The sequence below is a fragment of the Fusibacter sp. QWL-12 genome, assembly GCF_058683495.1.
Genome location: NZ_CM178745.1, coordinates 3,445,880 through 3,463,344, shown reverse-complemented (window position 1 = coordinate 3,463,344; position 17,465 = coordinate 3,445,880). Strand labels below are relative to the sequence as shown.

At 35.4% G+C, this 17,465-nt stretch carries 17 protein-coding genes; 3 read left to right on the top strand and 14 right to left on the bottom strand.

Features of this window, described 5'->3' with window-relative positions; translation table 11 throughout:
- The first annotated feature begins 46 nt into the window (after positions 1-46).
- Positions 47-337, top strand: a complete 291-nt coding sequence (locus AC4PID_RS16645) for a putative signal transducing protein (protein ID WP_492133116.1) — start codon at positions 47-49, stop codon at positions 335-337.
- On the opposite strand, the gene AC4PID_RS16640 is transcribed toward AC4PID_RS16645, so the two are convergent.
- The 6 genes from AC4PID_RS16640 to AC4PID_RS16615 form a co-directional block, all read right to left on the bottom strand.
- On the bottom strand, positions 318-944 hold the full coding sequence (locus AC4PID_RS16640) for a GyrI-like domain-containing protein (protein WP_492133115.1): 627 nt from the start codon (positions 942-944) through the stop codon (positions 318-320). The genes AC4PID_RS16645 and AC4PID_RS16640 overlap by 20 nt on opposite strands.
- Positions 944-1,993, bottom strand: a complete 1,050-nt coding sequence (locus AC4PID_RS16635; protein ID WP_492133114.1) for a DUF6709 family protein — start codon at positions 1,991-1,993, stop codon at positions 944-946. Before AC4PID_RS16635 ends, AC4PID_RS16640 begins: the two co-directional genes overlap by 1 nt.
- 240 nt (positions 1,994-2,233) lie before the next feature.
- On the bottom strand, positions 2,234-2,572 hold the full coding sequence (locus tag AC4PID_RS16630) for a glutaredoxin family protein (protein ID WP_492133113.1): 339 nt from the start codon (positions 2,570-2,572) through the stop codon (positions 2,234-2,236).
- 4 nt (positions 2,573-2,576) lie between these two features.
- Positions 2,577-3,266, bottom strand: coding sequence for a 5'-methylthioadenosine/adenosylhomocysteine nucleosidase (locus AC4PID_RS16625; RefSeq protein WP_492133112.1), 690 nt, complete (start codon positions 3,264-3,266; stop codon positions 2,577-2,579).
- A 19-nt stretch (positions 3,267-3,285) separates the two neighbouring features.
- Positions 3,286-3,759, bottom strand: a complete 474-nt coding sequence (locus AC4PID_RS16620; protein WP_492133111.1) for an S-ribosylhomocysteine lyase — start codon at positions 3,757-3,759, stop codon at positions 3,286-3,288.
- Positions 3,760-3,778: 19 nt separating this feature from the next.
- Positions 3,779-5,254 carry a serine hydrolase domain-containing protein gene (locus AC4PID_RS16615; RefSeq protein WP_492133110.1) on the bottom strand — a complete coding sequence of 492 codons (1,476 nt, stop codon included), beginning with the start codon at positions 5,252-5,254 and terminating at the stop codon, positions 3,779-3,781.
- Positions 5,255-5,364: 110 nt separating this feature from the next.
- On the opposite strand from AC4PID_RS16615, the gene AC4PID_RS16610 reads away from it, so the two are divergent.
- Complete coding sequence (locus tag AC4PID_RS16610; RefSeq protein ID WP_492133109.1) at positions 5,365-5,940, top strand: ANTAR domain-containing protein; 576 nt, start codon at positions 5,365-5,367, stop codon at positions 5,938-5,940.
- 9 nt (positions 5,941-5,949) lie between these two features.
- Here the strand turns inward: AC4PID_RS16610 and AC4PID_RS16605 are convergent, their stop codons facing one another.
- From AC4PID_RS16605 to AC4PID_RS16580, 6 genes are all read right to left on the bottom strand, one after another.
- Entirely contained in the window at positions 5,950-7,272 is a 1,323-nt protein-coding gene (locus tag AC4PID_RS16605; protein WP_492133108.1) for an NAD(P)-dependent oxidoreductase, read from the bottom strand.
- A 185-nt stretch (positions 7,273-7,457) separates the two neighbouring features.
- Entirely contained in the window at positions 7,458-7,820 is a 363-nt protein-coding gene (locus tag AC4PID_RS16600) for a rhodanese-like domain-containing protein (RefSeq protein WP_492133107.1), read from the bottom strand.
- Between the two features lie 64 nt (positions 7,821-7,884).
- Positions 7,885-10,935 carry an efflux RND transporter permease subunit gene (locus AC4PID_RS16595; RefSeq protein ID WP_492133106.1) on the bottom strand — a complete coding sequence of 1,017 codons (3,051 nt, stop codon included), beginning with the start codon at positions 10,933-10,935 and terminating at the stop codon, positions 7,885-7,887.
- The gene (locus AC4PID_RS16590; protein ID WP_492133105.1) at positions 10,928-11,800 is read right to left on the bottom strand and encodes an efflux RND transporter periplasmic adaptor subunit; all 873 of its coding nucleotides are present in this window, start codon (positions 11,798-11,800) and stop codon (positions 10,928-10,930) included. The genes AC4PID_RS16595 and AC4PID_RS16590 overlap by 8 nt, the downstream gene beginning before the upstream one ends.
- Positions 11,801-11,935: 135 nt before the next feature.
- A complete protein-coding gene (locus AC4PID_RS16585) occupies positions 11,936-12,616 on the bottom strand; it encodes an HAD family hydrolase (RefSeq protein WP_492133104.1) in 681 nt (226 codons plus the stop codon).
- 88 nt (positions 12,617-12,704) lie between these two features.
- On the bottom strand, positions 12,705-14,189 hold the full coding sequence (locus AC4PID_RS16580; protein ID WP_492133103.1) for a methyl-accepting chemotaxis protein: 1,485 nt from the start codon (positions 14,187-14,189) through the stop codon (positions 12,705-12,707).
- Between the two features lie 220 nt (positions 14,190-14,409).
- Here AC4PID_RS16580 and AC4PID_RS16575 point away from each other — a divergent pair, with 220 nt between their 5' ends.
- On the top strand, positions 14,410-14,817 hold the full coding sequence (locus AC4PID_RS16575; protein WP_492133102.1) for a VOC family protein: 408 nt from the start codon (positions 14,410-14,412) through the stop codon (positions 14,815-14,817).
- Positions 14,818-14,903: 86 nt separating this feature from the next.
- Here the strand turns inward: AC4PID_RS16575 and AC4PID_RS16570 are convergent, their stop codons facing one another.
- Together AC4PID_RS16570 and AC4PID_RS16565 are read right to left on the bottom strand one after the other, a co-directional pair.
- Positions 14,904-16,868 (bottom strand): TRAP transporter permease, encoded by a 1,965-nt coding sequence (locus AC4PID_RS16570; RefSeq protein ID WP_492133101.1) that lies wholly within the window; start codon positions 16,866-16,868, stop codon positions 14,904-14,906.
- Positions 16,869-16,883: 15 nt separating this feature from the next.
- Entirely contained in the window at positions 16,884-17,453 is a 570-nt protein-coding gene (locus AC4PID_RS16565) for a DUF1850 domain-containing protein (RefSeq protein WP_492133100.1), read from the bottom strand.
- Positions 17,454-17,465 lie beyond the last annotated feature (12 nt).

Here is a 17,465-nt window from a genome sequence, read left to right as displayed (position 1 = left end):
TTATAAATTTGGGTACAATATACTTAAACGAATAAAGGAGTATATTATGACCTATTTAACTACATTTGATGAAAACTATGAAATAGACATGCTTCGTGAAATGCTTGAAAACAATGGCGTCGATCTGCTCGCAAAGCATAGAGAAACAGGTGATTATCTTATGATTACAGCAGGCATGTCTATGTTTGGTGCCGATCTTTATGTTGAAGATCAAGATTTTGAAAAAGCCAAGGAAATCCTAGATGCTTACTTTGAAGCAAAGGACCCAATTAGTGAAGAAGAACTTGAAAAGATTGCACTAGAAGCTACTCCTGAAGCTACTTCTGAGGATGAATAACTTGAAATCTTAGTACAGTCTTCATTTTATCATGAGCGGTTTTTCTTGGATCACTTAAATAAATCTCCTTGTGAACTTTAGATTTTCTCTCAAAACCAAGCACCTTCACTGCTGCTTCCATTTGTTCAAATGATTTGGTTTCCTCTGAAAATGGACCAATGTGCATCATTTGACAGCAGCTTCCTTCATCAATTTGTCCAAAACCAACTTCAGATAGATAGGAGTTGGTTTTTTTCTTAGCCATTGCCACCTTTTTAAAAAATTCAAAAATTGTCATATCTACAAACTCAGGTTGTCGTATCATAAGTGTGTATTTGTAATTGTTTTTTTCTTCAGCACCTTTAGAGTAATCGATTAAGTCCCATATCCCTTCGAGCGGAAAAACTTTGAACTCAAAATACCCATTGGGTATATTTTCTGATTTGTAAGACATTCGTATTGCATAAGCAATTGCGTAAAGTGCTTCAACTCTTTCTGAAAATTCAGGTGCATCTGGTGATCCTTGACCTTCGATCATAATGTAGTTCATAGGTGGTAGAATAATTAACTCTGGTTTTGCCTTTGGCAAATAAATTGCTTTATCCTTCAACTTATAATCGTAAATCATTAATATTTCCCTTCTAAATCAAATCCTTCATCTACATTGATTGACTGCTTTTGAGTAGAAACAGAATTAATAAAAGCCTCTCTTGAATTGCTATACATTTTATCAATCTCTTTTGTGTATCCGATAACTGCACCAGGGGTTGTCTTATTAATAAAATGCAAAGCCTGATTTACTTCATCCATCTTCATAGGGGCAAAATGCTTTTTATTATGATCCACTAAAACAAGGTGGTGTTGCTTTGAAACGGTCACAACCATATACGCTTTTTTCTTCTTCACGTATTCATATGCCCAAATTACATTTCTAATTGGAATAAACTCTACATTCTTATCCGTTAACAAAATATAATTAGTGCCAGAAATCGCTAAATTAGGGTGTTCACTTGATACAGGTGTTCTTTCGAGATCAAGCATATATCGATCAACTTCACCAAATTTTGATAGTTTTTTTGTAATAAGTGAGCCGCTACCTGCTTGAATCATTCTAAAGAAAAAGAACAGTGAGCCAAGTAAAAGTATAACTGAAATTCCAATAAATACATAACCTTCCACCTCGTTGTCTTTAACACTATAAAGATTTAAAGGCATCATTTCAGCCGCTTCTGTTTCAGTAAAACCAAGTTCCACTAATTCCTCAGTAATATAACCATATAAGTCTGAAGGCATTTCTTCAAAGCTGCCGATTAAATTAGAAGTATTTTCATCTTCAGCTAATGCCGCAGGGATCTCAGCTAGTGTAAAATTACCATCCTCATTTATTAGCGCTGCATAGTAGCGCTCAACATTATCATTTTCATCAATAAATGCGGTTTCAAAGTAATACATATCATCATATGATAAAGAGGTTTGAAAAAAGCCCTTTGTGTTTAGAGTTGAAGCAACTAGTAATTCATCATACGTTTTAAACTCTGGAGTTGATACGACTTTAATTATAGCCTCACGACTTATAAACGCAATCACTAAAGCCATTAATACAATTGTAAGTGCAATTTTCAAATTCTTCATTTTCCAAGACTTTTTCGAATGTTCTAAAAAGTTTTCAGGTTTCATATGTACCATCCTTAAGTAATTTATTTTTGAAGAAGTTAATATTTTCAATGCTATAACCATTGTTACACAGGCGAAATATCTTACGTCATCATGCTTATGAATTTACTTAAATTTGATGTCTTAGTTACGTGATAAGAACTTCATGTCCTCAGATTTTACAGCAACACAAGTTGTGTCAAATAAAAAAAGACCATAAATGGTCTTAATTGTACTTATTATACACTATTAGTCTCGAAAGCGTCACGTCATTTTAACAAATTGATGCTCGCAAGCCTTACAAGTAATTCGAATTTGACCCTTTCCCTTTGGTAACTTATAGTATTTACCACAATTTGGACAAGGTTCAACTGTAAAATCGAGACGACTTAATAACTGCTCGCCATTGAATCCAACCATTAGCTCATCACCGACTAAAAAGGCAGGTACGCCTGTTAATTTGAGCATTTGAAACTCTTTGAGCGCCTTAGGATCTGAATTTACATCTTTTTCTTCAAACGGAATGTGATGCTCTTTCAAAAATTTCTTAGCGGTTAAGCAATGCGGGCAGGTCTGAGTTACATAAGCAACAACTTTTTTCATAGGATTACCTCAACATTTTCATTACCATATGAGCAGAATGATGTGCGACGCCATCAGCGAAAGCATCGTAATTGTCACTAGCACTACCGTCAGCTTTATCTGACATCGATCGAATAATTACAAATGGCACTTTATTTAATGTCGCTACATGTGCTATTGCAGCACCTTCCATTTCAGTCGTCATAGCTTTAAACTCTGTCTCTAAAAAGACCTTCTTATCATGCGAAGAGACAAATTGATCACCAGATACAATTCTTCCCTTATAGATTTTATTATCTTGCATCTCTGCAACACCTGCATCAAAAGCTTTATTCATTAATGCATCATCTGCCATAAATATCGAACTTTCCATTCTAGGGATGACGCCAGGTGCATAACCAAATGCAGTAACATCAAAATCATGCTCAATGCAATCCGTTGATACGACAATATCTCCTATTTCTAATCTTTCATCAATTGCGCCAGATATACCTGTATTGATTAAAGCATCTATTTCAAAATGAGTTATGAGTATCTGCGCACACATAGCAGCATTTACTTTACCTATACCACTCGTTACGACAATTGCATCATTACTTCCCAATGTCCCCTTATAAAAAGTCATTCCAGCAATTGTCGATTCTACAACCGTATCCATCGCTTCAATTAATAACTTTGTTTCAAGATCCATTGCACCAATAATTCCATATTTCATTCTAATAACTCCTCATATTTTATTCAGGATAAACCAATTGGTCAGGTTGAATTTGATTTAAAACCTCCCAATAGGCTTTTGCCTCTACTTTTGCTTTTGCTAGGCTGTGTAGTTTATAGGTACCACATTCAATTTCACTTACACCAGGTATATCCCCTTCGAAGTTTGCAGCGAACTCAAAAGCTCTTTTTAATAATGGCAATACATTTTCAGATGTGTATTCACCGTGTAAGATAAGATACATGCCTGTCAAGCACCCCATCGGACCAAAATAGACAACTTTATCTGCAAATTCTTTATCGTTTCTAACAAAAGTTGCTATCAAATGTTCGAGTGTGTGAATCGGTTCATTTTCAAGGGTTTCTTTATTTGGAAGTTTCATACGTAAATCAAAAGTGGTCACAACTTCATTTCCTAAGTAATCCACTCTAGAAACATATACCCCTTTTTTTAAACGTATGTGATCCACAGTAAAACTTTTTATTTTATTCATTTTAACCTCCTATAGACACTTAGTTCTTTGAAAAAGCTTTAACACGCATCGTTACAACCAGCATTACTTGAAGTAAGTTAAAAACAATCACCCATAGGATTGGTAAAACCCATTCGGGATTTGCTGCTGTAAAAAAACGCCACGAATTATCATAAAATAACGGAAAACCAAAATATGCGAAGATACTCAATAAAAGTCTTACCAATTCTTGATAATTAAGATACTTAAGCTGATAATTTATTTTTGAAACTGCCTTATCTTTTATCATTCTAAGGCTTGAGATACTTTCATTAATTAAATAGACCGTAATTAATAATGCGAACAATACCATTAACCATTGACCAGATTTACTTTTACTATTCATTTCATAAGGAACTTGTCCTGAAATGAGATCTGTTAAATCATTCGCTATAGTTTGTGCCGTAACTGCCGGTGCTTGATAAGCATTATTTTGATTGATCAAAACAACGATTCCTAGCCCAGTATCTTGATTAAGTATTAACGCGGAATTGAAATTTGGCGTAGTCCCTATTAAACCAAAATAACCATTATGATCAGTCTCTGAAGCACCATTGGTTTCTGTCCATAGTGCGTTGTAATAACTTTGACTTGCACCTAATTCAGTATTGATTTTACCAAGTTCATTGCTAGGAATCAAACTTTTTCCATCCGTATAGCCATTATTAAGTAATAACTGACCAAAAATTGTTAGATCCTCGGCACTTGAATATAAGAAACTCGACGCAACTAATCCATCGGGATAAGGAATATCTGTTTTCATATTAAATCCAAGCACACGTCGATAGCCTTGTGCTTTATTACCGCTTAAACTTTTAAATCCAGTATGCTTTAAATTTAATGGTTCAATTATTGAAGCTTCAATATAGGATTCATAAGCCATTCCACTGGTGCGCTCTATCACATACCCCAGTAGAATATAATTTAAATTCGAGTATTGTACTTTAGTATCATACAAATACGCTGTTTTCTCAGTCTCATTTATTTTTCTAACCAATGCTTCCAGGTTATAATCCTGATTATAAGTGTATGCTTGTTCTCCCGATAATGTCGTAAGCCCACTGGTATGTTCGATTAAATCTTTTATTAGAATTGATGCTCCGTTTGGTTTTGTTAACGTAAACCATGGTATATATAATTCAACTGGACTTTCTATATCTAGTTGACCCTCATTAATTAAATTTAGAGTAGCCAATGCTGTAAACGACTTTGTTATCGAACCAACTATAAACGGAGTTGATTCAGTAACTTTTTCAATACCATTACCAGTTTTTCCATCACTGAATGAATAAAGAGTATCCGCACGATTAAATATTTGTACAGAAATGCCTGGAATTTTTCCGACTTCAACCTGTTGGATAATTCTACTTTCAATTTGGTCAAACTGAGTTACTAATTCGTTCTCTGCATAAGAACCGAATTGAAATAAGAAACAAAACATCAAAAACAGAGCAAAAAATCGTTTTCTTTTCGTCATTTTTAACTACCACCTATAATTATTTGTATATAATAATCATACACTTATTGACAGCCAGCTTGAATAAAAATATAATATGTTTTAAAAATGTAAAAAATGGAGGTGGACTCATGCAAGATATATTATTAGTAACAAATACCGATTCAAGTGAGGGATTTATTAAGGAACTGCTCATGAACACCTCATATGGGAAAATATTTACTGCATATAATTACTCAGATGCTACTCATTTATTAGAGGTTCACAAATTCGATCTCGTCATAATTAACGCACCTATGCGTATGGAGTTAGGTGATCGTCTTGCGAAGTATGCGGCTCAAAGAACTACGACGACCATTTTATTTATAGCAAGAGAATCTACACATGTTCAAACCAAAAATCAGTTAACACATTTTGGGGTATTGTGCATTAAAAAACCAGTTGCAGTAAAACCATTTGGTCAACTGATTAAAATCGTTGAAAACACAAGAACAAAAATCAACGCTATGGAACGTGATCACATAGAGGTTCTTTCTGTGATAGATGAAATAAGAGCCATAGACGCAGCGAAGTGGCATTTGATTGCTGACTTTAATATTTCAGAATCGCAATCAACCCGTGCAGTTGACTCCTATTCCTATGAAAATCAAATTACAAGACTTGAAGCTGCAGAGGCCATCTTAAACGGTGCAATTAAACAAATTTGATGCCACGCATTACCCTTCAAAATACCATTGTTCTCTACATTTTGATACGACATCCTCTGAACAGGAATCGTCTTCGCAAAAGTCTAAGATACACGTATTAAGAGACATGCAATAATGATGCATGGTTTCTGCGACGACTTTAGCATGGGCGATTGCCTCAACAACCGTTTTGGCTCCAGTGACGACGTCTCCTGATGCAAATGTTCCCGGTTTTGTCGTTCTGCCTTCTTTATCAGTAATGAGCAATCCCATTTGTGAGGTATTCAACTCATTTGTACTTCTAACAATATTATTTCTCGCAGTTTGACTAATCGCAATTATCGTTGAATCTGACCCGATAAATGAGGTTTGATTAGCATCCTCTTCAAAGCTCTTCTGATTTTCTTCATTATGTTTGGTCATCTTTCCAACGACGATACCATTCTCTCTAATTTCCACAGGAAACTTGTATAGCTCGAAACTGATGCCATCATCTAATGCATCTCGTATCTCTATCTCAGTAGCTGGCATGTCATCAAAACCTTTTCGGTAAACGATGGTCACTTTTTCAGCGCCATGTCTCATTGCACTTCTTGCTGCATCCAAAGCAACATTACCAGCACCGATCACCGTCACGGTTTTACCCAAGTGATAAGTTTCAGGTGATTTAAGATAATCAATCGCATAATGAACATTTCCAAGTGTTTCACCTTTTATCGTAAGCGGCTTTGGATTCCATACGCCAGTTCCTATGAACACAGCTTTATAGCCATCCTCAAGCAAACGATCAAGCGTTATCACTGGACCGATTAAAGTATTTGGTCTAATTTTAACCCCTACCTCTATGAGCTTTGATTCGATTAAATCTACTTGGTAATTGGGAAGACGATACTCAGGTATACCATATCGCATAACGCCACCTATCCGGTTGTGTGCCTCAAATAATGTGATATCATACCCATAACTAGCGAGTATAAAAGATATTGTAATCCCTGCTGGTCCTCCTCCAATTATAGCAATCCTACCTAATTTATTCTGTCCTTTACTCAATTTATTATTTTTCAAGTATGCTTCTGAGATTTCCTTTTCTATCTTATAAAACGCCACAGGAGTTCCCTTTTTATTTAAAACACAATTTCCCATGCATTGCTCTTCATGTACACATACCAATGAACAAATTAACGAAAGTGGATTATTATCAAATAAAAGCTTACCTGCTTCTTGAATTTTATCTGCCTTATAAAGTTCGATTACTCTAGGGATGGGTGTATTTATAGGACAACCAAGCTGACACTTGGCAGATTTACATCCAATGCATGTATTGGCGATCTCAAACATTTCTTCATTTCTCATACAACTTAACTCCTTAATTTCAACTGCCTCTTTCATAAAAAGTAATAATAGACCTATAATATATGAATTATCGCGGTTCATCAATAAATAATTTATAAAATAAAAAATCCAATCTCTGCTTTGAGAGACTGGATTTTAATACACATCATAATACTACAAAATTATACGACACTTTTGTTCATCAATTAGTGAACAGATGAGATACCACCTTTAACGTTGGTTAAGTTTTTATATCCCATTTTATTGAGTATCTTAACGGCTCTCATGCTTCTACTTCCAGAAGCACACATTACAACCACTTCCATTTCTGGATCAATTTCATTTTTTCTCTTCGACAATTGATCCAATGGAATGTTTTTAAATCCCTTGATTTTTCTCGAACTAAATTCACCTGTTGTTCTTACATCAATATATTGTCTCTTAACTTTTTTGTCTTCTAACATTTCTGTTAATTGACGACCATTAACTTGGTTTACCTTTGGTGCTGTTAATTTGCTATAACCAACAAATAAAATATACAGAACCGTTAATCCTATTAGTATTTCCATTATTCAACCTCCATCCCCCTAGGCAGGGGGTACATTTGGAGTTTAACATATTCCTTAGTTTCAATCAAGATATAATTTTATCTTCTTTGATAAAGTCCTCTCTTTTATGCAATTGATAATAGATCAGCGGAATTACAATTAAGGTTAAAAGCGTTGAAACAATTAACCCACCCATTAAAGCCATTGCCATCGGGCTAAAAAATGAGCTTCCTGAAAGCGCCATCGGTACCAGTCCAATAACCGTCGTTATGGTACTGAGCATTATTGGTCTAAATCTTCTACCTACTGAGTTCAAACATGAATTATAGACATCATGCGCCAATTTTCGCTCTCTATTAATGTATTCGATCAAAAGAATTGCATTGTTGACGACAACACCAATTAAACTCGCAACACCTAAACCGACTGTAAAAGTCACACTTTGATTAAAAATAAGTAGGGCAACTACTGATCCAACAACAGATAGTGGAACAGTCATTAATATGATCAAAGGCTGTTGTAATGAGTTAAACTGAATCAAAAGTATGATATAGATTATCACTACAGCCACTCCTGCTGCCCCTAGTAAACCAGAAATATATTTATCGAAGATTTCTTGATCGCCACCATAACTTATCTGAACCCCTTCTGTATCCAAAGATGGGATTAGTGAATCTTGTACCCATCCTTGAAGGTTACCTACAGAGTACCCTGGCGTTACGTTTGCACTGACCGATACTGATGGTTGTCTATTATATCGCTTAATCGTATTGAGCTCACTCTTTAGTGAAATGTCAGCGAACTGCTTTAATAGTGTTTTTTCACCTGTTGCACTTGACTTTATAGAAAAATTTTCTAAATCAGTGATAGAATTGATATCGCCGGTTAATACAACCGCTATTGGTTCCTCTGAAGGTAAATTTGCAACTGTCATCCCATTGACTGCGAGTGCGGTCTGAAGCTGTACATCATAAGCATTTAAACCAAATTGACTCATCTTTGATAGATCTTCATCTAAAAGGTATTGATAGCGGTAGCTGGCACTATCAGTCTGCACGTTAATGGTTTCTTCACGAGCTAGTAATGCGCCATAGATATCATCAGAGATTGCCCTCACTTCATCAAGAGAATCCCCTGAGACCCGTATATCTAAAGAAGGTCCTGGTTGATTGATTTCTAATAAACTTACTGTAGCAAATCCACCTTTCAATTGTTCATCGAGAAGTGTTTGTAGATGATAAGCGAAGTCTTCCCTACTGTTATAGCCATCAGATTGGCTCAGATCGAAAGTTATTAACGTTTGAGTATAATCGGCTGATTCAGGTCTTACACCTACTGTGAGATAAAATTTAGGGAATCCGCCACCTATAGATGAATTGATATCGGTTATACCTTGCTCCTGTTTTAAAATCGCATACAGTTCATCAGAAAGTGACTGTGTATATTCTAAATCACCTTTCTTTTCTGAAAAAACATCAATATAGATCAAATCTTTATCCGTGTATGGGAACAACTCTATTGATAAGAAGGTAGCACCATAGACCGTAGCTGCTAATATCATCAAAATGATAAACAATGAAAACTTTGGAAGACGCATAGAACCTTTTAATCCATATTCAAACAGTCTTCTCAATCTGTGCTTCTCATATTGTGAGGTTCTATTTGCTTTAAATACAAAACTGGCAAGTGCAGGTGTCACAAACATCGCCACAATATAAGATGCGATTAAAGCGATAATTACAACCTGTGGTAAAGATTTTGCAAATTCGCCAGCTTCACCAGGCAATATGATCAAAGGCGCAAATGCAACAACGGTCGTTAAAGTAGAGGTCAAAACTGGAGTCGCTTGTTCCACAGTTCCCTCATAGCACGCTTGTGTTATTGACAATCCTTCATTGAGCTTTAATTGAATGGCATCACTAATGACGATTGAGTTGTCAACCAGCATCCCAAGCGCAATGATTAATGCAGCAATTGACATTTGTTGTATGTCAACTCCGATCAGTTTCATCATAATGACAGTCATTGTAACCGACAATGGAATTGCTATAGAAACGACAAAAGCATTTCTAAAGCCCATGCCTATTAAAACAACGATAACGACAAAGCCAATCCCTTGGAGCAGGTTCATTAAAAAGCCATCAATCGACCGACTTACTTCCTCTGGTTGGAAGAGGACTTCATTTACATGCAAGTCAGATGGGAATTTTTCTTTTTCATCGTCGATCACCGATCGCACATCATCCCCTATTAGGATAACATTTTGATTGGCGTCAAAATAAACCGTGACGAGCACTGCGTTGTCTTCACCATGCTTATAACTATGCTGATTACTTGCATAGCCCATTTCTATGTCTGAAATATCACTTAACTTGATCATACTTCCCGATTCCGATGAGCCATAAACAATCATAGACTCAAACGCAGATTTTTGATCATTTTGTAAGTTATGCTTAACTCCAATTGAACCATATGCCGTTTCTAGCTCACCTACAGGTATGTTTACTGTCTGCGCTGAAATTAAATCAAATATATCCTTTATGGATAATGGGAGTTGATTCAACTGATGCAAATTTAGTTTAATTTGTAACTCTTTATCTGGTGCACCTTCAACATAAACGCGAGAGACGCCATCAACTGAGCTTAACTTAGTTTTAAATGTATCTGCATAAGTGGCAAGCTGTTCATAGGTATGGTTTTCACCTGAAAGACTCAAAATAATACCAGCTGATTTTGTTAATTCAGTTTCGATTTGGTAATCATAAACATTTGATGGTAGATTGGGTTTTATTTTATCTAATAAAACACGCATTCTTGCCCATTGTTCATCATAATCAACCTCATAATTCAAAGTAACGATAACGACTGACACATTTGGATTTGAGTAAGATACGATATTTTCTATTCCATCTAAAGCTGAGAGCTCATCTTCAATTTTTATGGTTACCTGTTCTTCAACCTCTTTTGCAGTCGCCCCTGGGTAGATGGTTACAATCTGAGCCGCCGGACTAGATGTGTCTGGATTTTCCTGTTTAGGAATAAAATAATAGGAATACATACCATAAAAAAAGATCATAATCGCCAAGAGAAATGTAACTTTTCTCTCTGTAATTGCAGCCTTTATTAATCTATTCATTGGTTGCCTCCCTAGCATTTACCAGCTGTCCTTCTTTTACAAAGGCATTCCCAATTGTAATAACTCGATCGCCATCATTTAGCCCTGTAACATGTACCAATTCATTGTTGACTTCTTTTAATACTATATTGCGTCGCTCTACTCTCGAATCGTTATTTACGATGTAGACATAATCATCCCCATCATTTTGGATGTACGGAATTGGTAACCAGACGCCATTTACCCTTGATAATAGGAGATTCACTTTTACAATTTCACCGATTTGCAATTGATCGTCACTGGTTATAGAAACCTCAATTGGATACATCAATGAAGTACTATCTGGTAGCTGACTGAGCTGTTTAAACTTTGCTTCATAGGTTTTTCCATCCGCTTGAACCTCTACTTGAGGCTCTCCATATTTTTGAACTTTTTTTACATCCTCAAGTGTGATTGCAAACTTTAAATTTTGCGTACTGCTTCTTACAACTATTGCAGGATAAGCAGATGAAACCAAACTACCTTCACTCGTTAATACACTTGCAACATAACCATCATATGGCGCATAGATGTCTAAATTGGTTTCACCTTTTGCATAAGCTTTTAGCGTTAACAACTTATCTCCAGCTTTAACTTTTTCATCGGTTTGCTTATATAGTGTCTCGACTTCACCATCACGACTTGGGTTTAATGGTGTGATTTGATCAGCACTCACTGCTGCATCGTATACCAAGGTTTCTCTATAAGCAGATTCTTCTAATGTTACGACGGTCACTTGCTTAACCTTATCTATCGCTTTAGGTGAATCATCGGATTGACAGGCTGATAAAACAGCAGTAGCCATCAAACAAATACCTATAATTTTTAAACCCTTTAATCCTCTCATTTGTAGCCTCCACATAATTTCATATCCTCTATTATACCCAATTGCGAGGCATTTGTCTCATTTAATAGTTTTTATTTTATTTATATCTATGTAAATTTTACATCCATTAAATCATCAAAAAATAAAAAAGAACTGCTAGACAGCAATTCTTTTATGAAAACTTTGTTTATGTGTTTCATTAATTGATTCTACAACAGTTAAAAGTTGAAGTGCTGAGGAAATAACATAATCAGGCTCAAGTTTCAATATATCATCCACATCAAGATGGCTCCATCCTACAAGTACATTTTTTATACCCGCTGCTTTCGCTGCTAATACGTCGGTTGCAGCATCTCCTATGAAAATAGCCTCATTTGTTTTAGATTCAGTAAAGGTAAGAATAACCTCCAAACCTTCAGGCGAAGGCTTTACTTCTGTCACATGATCTCGGGTAAGGATATAATCGAAATAGCTTTCCAATTTTAAATGTCTTAAACCATGTTCAACACTTTGAGTGCTGTTATTACTTACAATGGCTAATTGATATCCTAACTGCTTTAAACCATGTACCAGTTCTACCATTTGTGGAAAAGCTTTAGCCTTTTGATTGTGATGATGCCTGTACCATATTTTAAACTGTTCAGTCATACTATTTTTATGTTGTTCACTTATATATCCCAATTGATCTTCTAATGTTTTACCTACAAGAAATTTATGTTCGTTTTTATTTAAGGTTGAACCTCTATATCTTAATGCAAAATGATTTAATCCTTCTTCAATTAATGTATTTGTATCAATAATTGTGCCGTCAAAATCAAATATAATCGTTTTAATCATGATTTGCTTCCTCCTATAGTTACATTCTAGAAGAAGCATATAAAGTCCTGATTAAAATCAGTTTATACTTATGTGAAGGATTCGTTAATTATATTGCAATTTGTATGGGCTGAATTCCCTTTTTGAAAATTTCTGATTGATTATTGGATATAATGCTGATAATTTCATCAAGGCGTTCAAAAAGTTCAATTGAAAGACCATGAGCTTCATTTAACGCTTGTATAGCAGAAATGTCATTTTTTAATTTTATTGCATCAATTACGGTACTTCCTTTCCCATGGAATTGTTCATGCAACACACCTATTTCACGCCATTGCTTTTCAATGAGAGAGTTAGATAAGTTCAAAGAATGATAGAAATGACCAAAAGCGCACTTGTTAGAATTGATTTGAATTGGATGTTCAGTCATCGTTTTAACCATTGTCTCTAAACTACTCAACCAATTAATATGGGCTTTTTTTGCTAGATCTATATTCTCTACAATATCTTGGTTGCTAATATGATTTGCGCTTTGATTTATAACATCCATCTGTGCATGTAGTATCTTAGAAAGTTCGTCATCAATCTCTGAAATTCGAGTTGCTTGTTTATAACTAATATCTGCAGTTTTCTTTATCGAAACAGTCATATCACTCAACTTTTCTGCATCAGCAGTTGAGGATTCCATTGCTTGATTAATTTCTTCAGTAGTCGCTTGTATTTTTAACATAGCATCATTAATCGTCTGAATATCACTTACCGTTTTGTTAAGCAAAGAAACATTTGATTCAATTGTATTAGAAACGATATCAATTTTGCTTCCAATTAAATAAGTTGAATCAAGATTATTTTTCATACTAATGTTACCTGAATCAGTAGCCATTCTAATATCATTAACAATTCCGCTCATATGTGAAAGACTTTCTTTTGTTCCTTCAGCTAATTTTCTAATTTCGTCTGCAACAACAGCAAAGCCTCTGCCATGTTCTCCTGCTCTTGCTGCTTCAATTGAAGCGTTTAGTGCAAGTAAGTTTGTTTGTGCAGCAATTGAACCGACGGTTGCAACGATTTCTTCTACTCGTTTCGTATACTCACTTAACTGTAGCATTTTTGATTGCATGTCACTTGTATTATCAATAACAACGTTTTTTAACTGATTGATTTCCTTAATTTGTTCAACAGAGGCATAGTTACTTTCCAAGATGTTTTTAGCATCATCACTTATAATATTCAGTTTTTCAGAATTTGATAATACTGCATCGGTAAAGGTATTCATACTCGCTGTCGTTTCTTCTACGATAGCCAAATTAGAATCACTAAGATCCGAAAGTTCGTTTGCAAAATCTGTCAGTTTTCTTGCACTGTGTGATAATTCTACATCAAAAGAACTAAGTTTGATAACCGATGTTAACAATTGTGTCGCAGCCTCTTTCATCTTTGATTCACTTTTGAAAAGCTTTTTAAAATATTCAAAAAATCGCTGATGAATATGATATTCAAGTGGCGGTTCTTCAATTGTTTTACCTTGAAATTTAGCTTCAACATAATCAATAATTCCGTGTGTTTCCGCACAATTATTTTTCTTTTTAAACATGATATTTCCCCCTGAAAAATCTTTTTATTGATTATATCATAATATTCAGAAAATTTTTTATGGCAAATTGTTATTTTTTAGTAAAACTCTTATTAAAAATACATTTTTATATAACAATCATATGGTCAATTACTACAAAGAACTTCATGATGAAATTTATGTTTTCACAACCAACATTTGGATAAATACATAACATCTTAAAACATGAAAGGAGACCTTTATGCTAGTAGTTCCTTATTTATATTTTGACGGTCAGTGTGAAGAAGCGGTCGTATTTTATCAGGCTATCTTGGGCGGCAAAGTCAGCGAAATTATGCGTTACAAAGATCAATCAGAGCCAGATCTTCCAGAGTTTTTGAAAGATAGAATTCTTCATGTTGAACTTGAGGTGGACGGTCAGTTCTTTTATTTCTCAGATACGATGGGCGACAACGATCCTATCATAGGAAACAATGTTCAAGTTAATCTTAATCTAGATACCGAAGATTCTATACGTAAAGTTTATGCACAAATGTCTGAAGGGGCAACCATTAAAATGCCACTTCAGGATACTTTCTGGGGTGCGATCTATGGTGCGCTTACCGATAAGTTTGGTGTTTCGTGGAGCTTCAACTATCAAAAGGAATAATCATTAATTTAAACAAAAAATACAGAGAGTTGACTATTGTGGGTAGTCAACTCTCTGTCTATAAGAAGGGGAATTTCTCGTATTAATTATGCACTTAAAACTTCCTTACCTTGTAACCCTTTTTTTCTAAATTGTAGTATCCCTACACCAAGTAGAGCAACTGCAGCAATTAGGTTAAAGGTTAAATGCGTTGTTACCATCATTACACCGCCTACGATGAACAAGATTCGTTCAACTGCGTTCATTTTAGTTTGGAAATAGCCAGTTAATCCAGACGCAACAGCAATGATACCGATAATAGCTGTCACAAGAATGAAAATTAAAGAAAGTGGTGTAACGTTTACCAAAAGTAGCTCTGGGCTATAAACGAAAATAAAAGGAATAATAAACGCTGCAATTGCAAGTCTTGAAGCTTGAATACCAGTTCTCATCGGCTCAGACTTGGCCACGCCAGATGCAGCAACCGCCGCTAAAGCAACTGGTGGTGTTACATCTGCGATTATACCAAAGTAAAATGCGAACATATGAGCAGCAATAATTGGTACATTAAGCATTAATAATGCTGGTGCAGCAATTGTAGATGTGATGACATAGTTTGCAGTTGTTGGTACGCCAATACCCAGAATTAATGATGTTATCATAGTAAAAATAAGTGTTAAGAACAACTTACCTGAAGCCGCACTAACAAGTAAGGAACCCATTTTAAGTCCTAATCCTGTTTGAGTAACGACACCAATGATGATACCAGCAGTTGCACAGGCAGCAACAACTGTTAATGCTGTTTTTGCACCTTCTACAAGCCCATTGAAAATATCTAAAAGTGAAAGTCTTGTTTCTTTTTTAATCGCTGAAACCAAGATTGATGATAAAATTGCACCTAAAGCCGCTCTAATTGGCGTATATCCACTTACAAGTAAATATATAACAACGATAATTGGCAGAATGAGGTGCCCTCTTTCCTTCATTACCTTACTTGCTTTAGGGATTTGATCCTTAGGTAAACCTTTCAATCCTTGTTTTTTAGCTTCATAGTGAACGCCTGCCCAAACGCCAAAGTAATAAAGGAGTGCAGGAATTACAGCAGCACCAATAATTTGCACGTATGGGATGTTTGTAAACTCAGCCATTAGGAATGCCGCAGCCCCCATGATTGGTGGCATTAATTGTCCACCAGTTGAAGAAGTGGCTTCTACAGCCCCTGCAAACTCTGGCTTATATCCTAACTTTTTCATCATAGGAATTGTAAAACTACCGGTTCCTACTACATTAGCAACTGACGAACCTGATAAAGTCCCCATTGTTGCACTTGAGATAACTGCAACTTTAGCAGGTCCTCCTGGTGCACTACCAGCGATTGAGTTAGATATATCGATGAAAAACTCTCCCATACCAGTCTTGCCGAGGTATGCGCCGAACAAAAGGAACATAAATATGAAGGTAGATGATACACCAATTGGTAAACCAAATATTCCTTCAGTAGTATAATATAAGTGCTGAACTAAATTACTAACTTTGACACCTCTATGTGCAAGAGGTCCCGGGATGTGTGGTCCAAGTAGAGCATATGCGATAAACACGCATGCGATAATAACCATTGGCCACCCAATTACTCTTCTAGCTGCTTCTAAAACTAAGAAAATAGCTATCAATCCAACGATCATATCGGTTGTGCTAACACGGCCTGCACGCAATACCAATTGCTTGTAGTTGAAGAAAACATAGAGACAAACACCAGCAGCCAACACTGCTAAAAAGACATCTAAAGGATGTAGTTTGCTTCTTGAAAATTTCTTTGATGATGGATACAACAAATAAACCAACGTTAAGCCGAAAGCAAGGTGTATCGATCTTTGCAACATAGCATCCAGCACACCGAAGATTCCAGTATAAAGCTGAAAACATGAAAACAAAGCAAGCAAAATAACAATCATCTTATTTTGAACACCACTTAATACTCGGTAATCTGATCCCTTGTCATATTTTCTGAGCAGTTCATCTGCATTTACATCAGATGGCGCTGCTGTCGTATTTTTATCTTTTAAGTCAGACATGACACCGATCCTTCCTTATAAGACAACATGGTAGTTGCCTATTTCAAATACTTTCTTTCTTATTGCATATATCTTTATATCGTGCGTGTACTTTTCTCGTTCCTCGTCTTCCTTAATAAGCGATTTAAACGCTTCACTTGTTACATCTATTTCTTCCTTACTGAACATTTCAGCGATATAAGTACTTTCACCATTTACCTTAATTAAATGCTTTGGTATTGGTGATGCAATCATATTGACTTGTTCAAACGTCCGATCCAAATATAATATAAACTTACCATCCACTATTTCAAATTCCGCATCAGTTTCTTGTTCATAAGGAAGCCCTACTCCAAAAGACTCATATATCGTCTTTTGGAGTATAAGGTTGTTATTTTTATCGATTTCAAAATACTCTTCTACAGGCGTTAACAAAACAGAATGTGTATATCCTAAGATAAAATGATCATCCTCAGGAAAAAAATCATGTTTTTCGCCAGTTTTAATGTCTTCAATTATTACTACAGTCCGCTCATGAAGACCAGTTAAAACCAATACCACCAATAGAAGTGCACTCAATAATCCGATGATTACTTTTCTAAACAAAGCTTCCCTTCT

Bases quoted from the DNA above. Each gene is read 5' to 3' on its own strand.
- AC4PID_RS16620 (WP_492133111.1), bottom strand. From the start codon at position 3,759: ATGAATAAAATAAAAAGTTTTACTGTGGATCACATACGTTTAAAAAAA.
- AC4PID_RS16635 (WP_492133114.1), bottom strand. From the start codon at position 1,993: ATGAAACCTGAAAACTTTTTAGAACATTCGAAAAAGTCTTGGAAAATG.
- AC4PID_RS16630 (WP_492133113.1), bottom strand. From the start codon at position 2,572: ATGAAAAAAGTTGTTGCTTATGTAACTCAGACCTGCCCGCATTGCTTA.
- AC4PID_RS16595 (WP_492133106.1), bottom strand. From the start codon at position 10,935: ATGAATAGATTAATAAAGGCTGCAATTACAGAGAGAAAAGTTACATTT.
- AC4PID_RS16570 (WP_492133101.1), bottom strand. From the start codon at position 16,868: ATGTCTGACTTAAAAGATAAAAATACGACAGCAGCGCCATCTGATGTA.
- AC4PID_RS16590 (WP_492133105.1), bottom strand. From the start codon at position 11,800: ATGAGAGGATTAAAGGGTTTAAAAATTATAGGTATTTGTTTGATGGCT.
- AC4PID_RS16625 (WP_492133112.1), bottom strand. From the start codon at position 3,266: ATGAAATATGGAATTATTGGTGCAATGGATCTTGAAACAAAGTTATTA.
- AC4PID_RS16600 (WP_492133107.1), bottom strand. From the start codon at position 7,820: ATGGAAATACTAATAGGATTAACGGTTCTGTATATTTTATTTGTTGGT.
- AC4PID_RS16615 (WP_492133110.1), bottom strand. From the start codon at position 5,254: ATGACGAAAAGAAAACGATTTTTTGCTCTGTTTTTGATGTTTTGTTTC.
- AC4PID_RS16645 (WP_492133116.1), top strand. From the start codon at position 47: ATGACCTATTTAACTACATTTGATGAAAACTATGAAATAGACATGCTT.
- AC4PID_RS16580 (WP_492133103.1), bottom strand. From the start codon at position 14,189: ATGTTTAAAAAGAAAAATAATTGTGCGGAAACACACGGAATTATTGAT.
- AC4PID_RS16605 (WP_492133108.1), bottom strand. From the start codon at position 7,272: ATGAGAAATGAAGAAATGTTTGAGATCGCCAATACATGCATTGGATGT.
- AC4PID_RS16575 (WP_492133102.1), top strand. From the start codon at position 14,410: ATGCTAGTAGTTCCTTATTTATATTTTGACGGTCAGTGTGAAGAAGCG.
- AC4PID_RS16585 (WP_492133104.1), bottom strand. From the start codon at position 12,616: ATGATTAAAACGATTATATTTGATTTTGACGGCACAATTATTGATACA.
- AC4PID_RS16640 (WP_492133115.1), bottom strand. From the start codon at position 944: ATGATTTACGATTATAAGTTGAAGGATAAAGCAATTTATTTGCCAAAG.
- AC4PID_RS16610 (WP_492133109.1), top strand. From the start codon at position 5,365: ATGCAAGATATATTATTAGTAACAAATACCGATTCAAGTGAGGGATTT.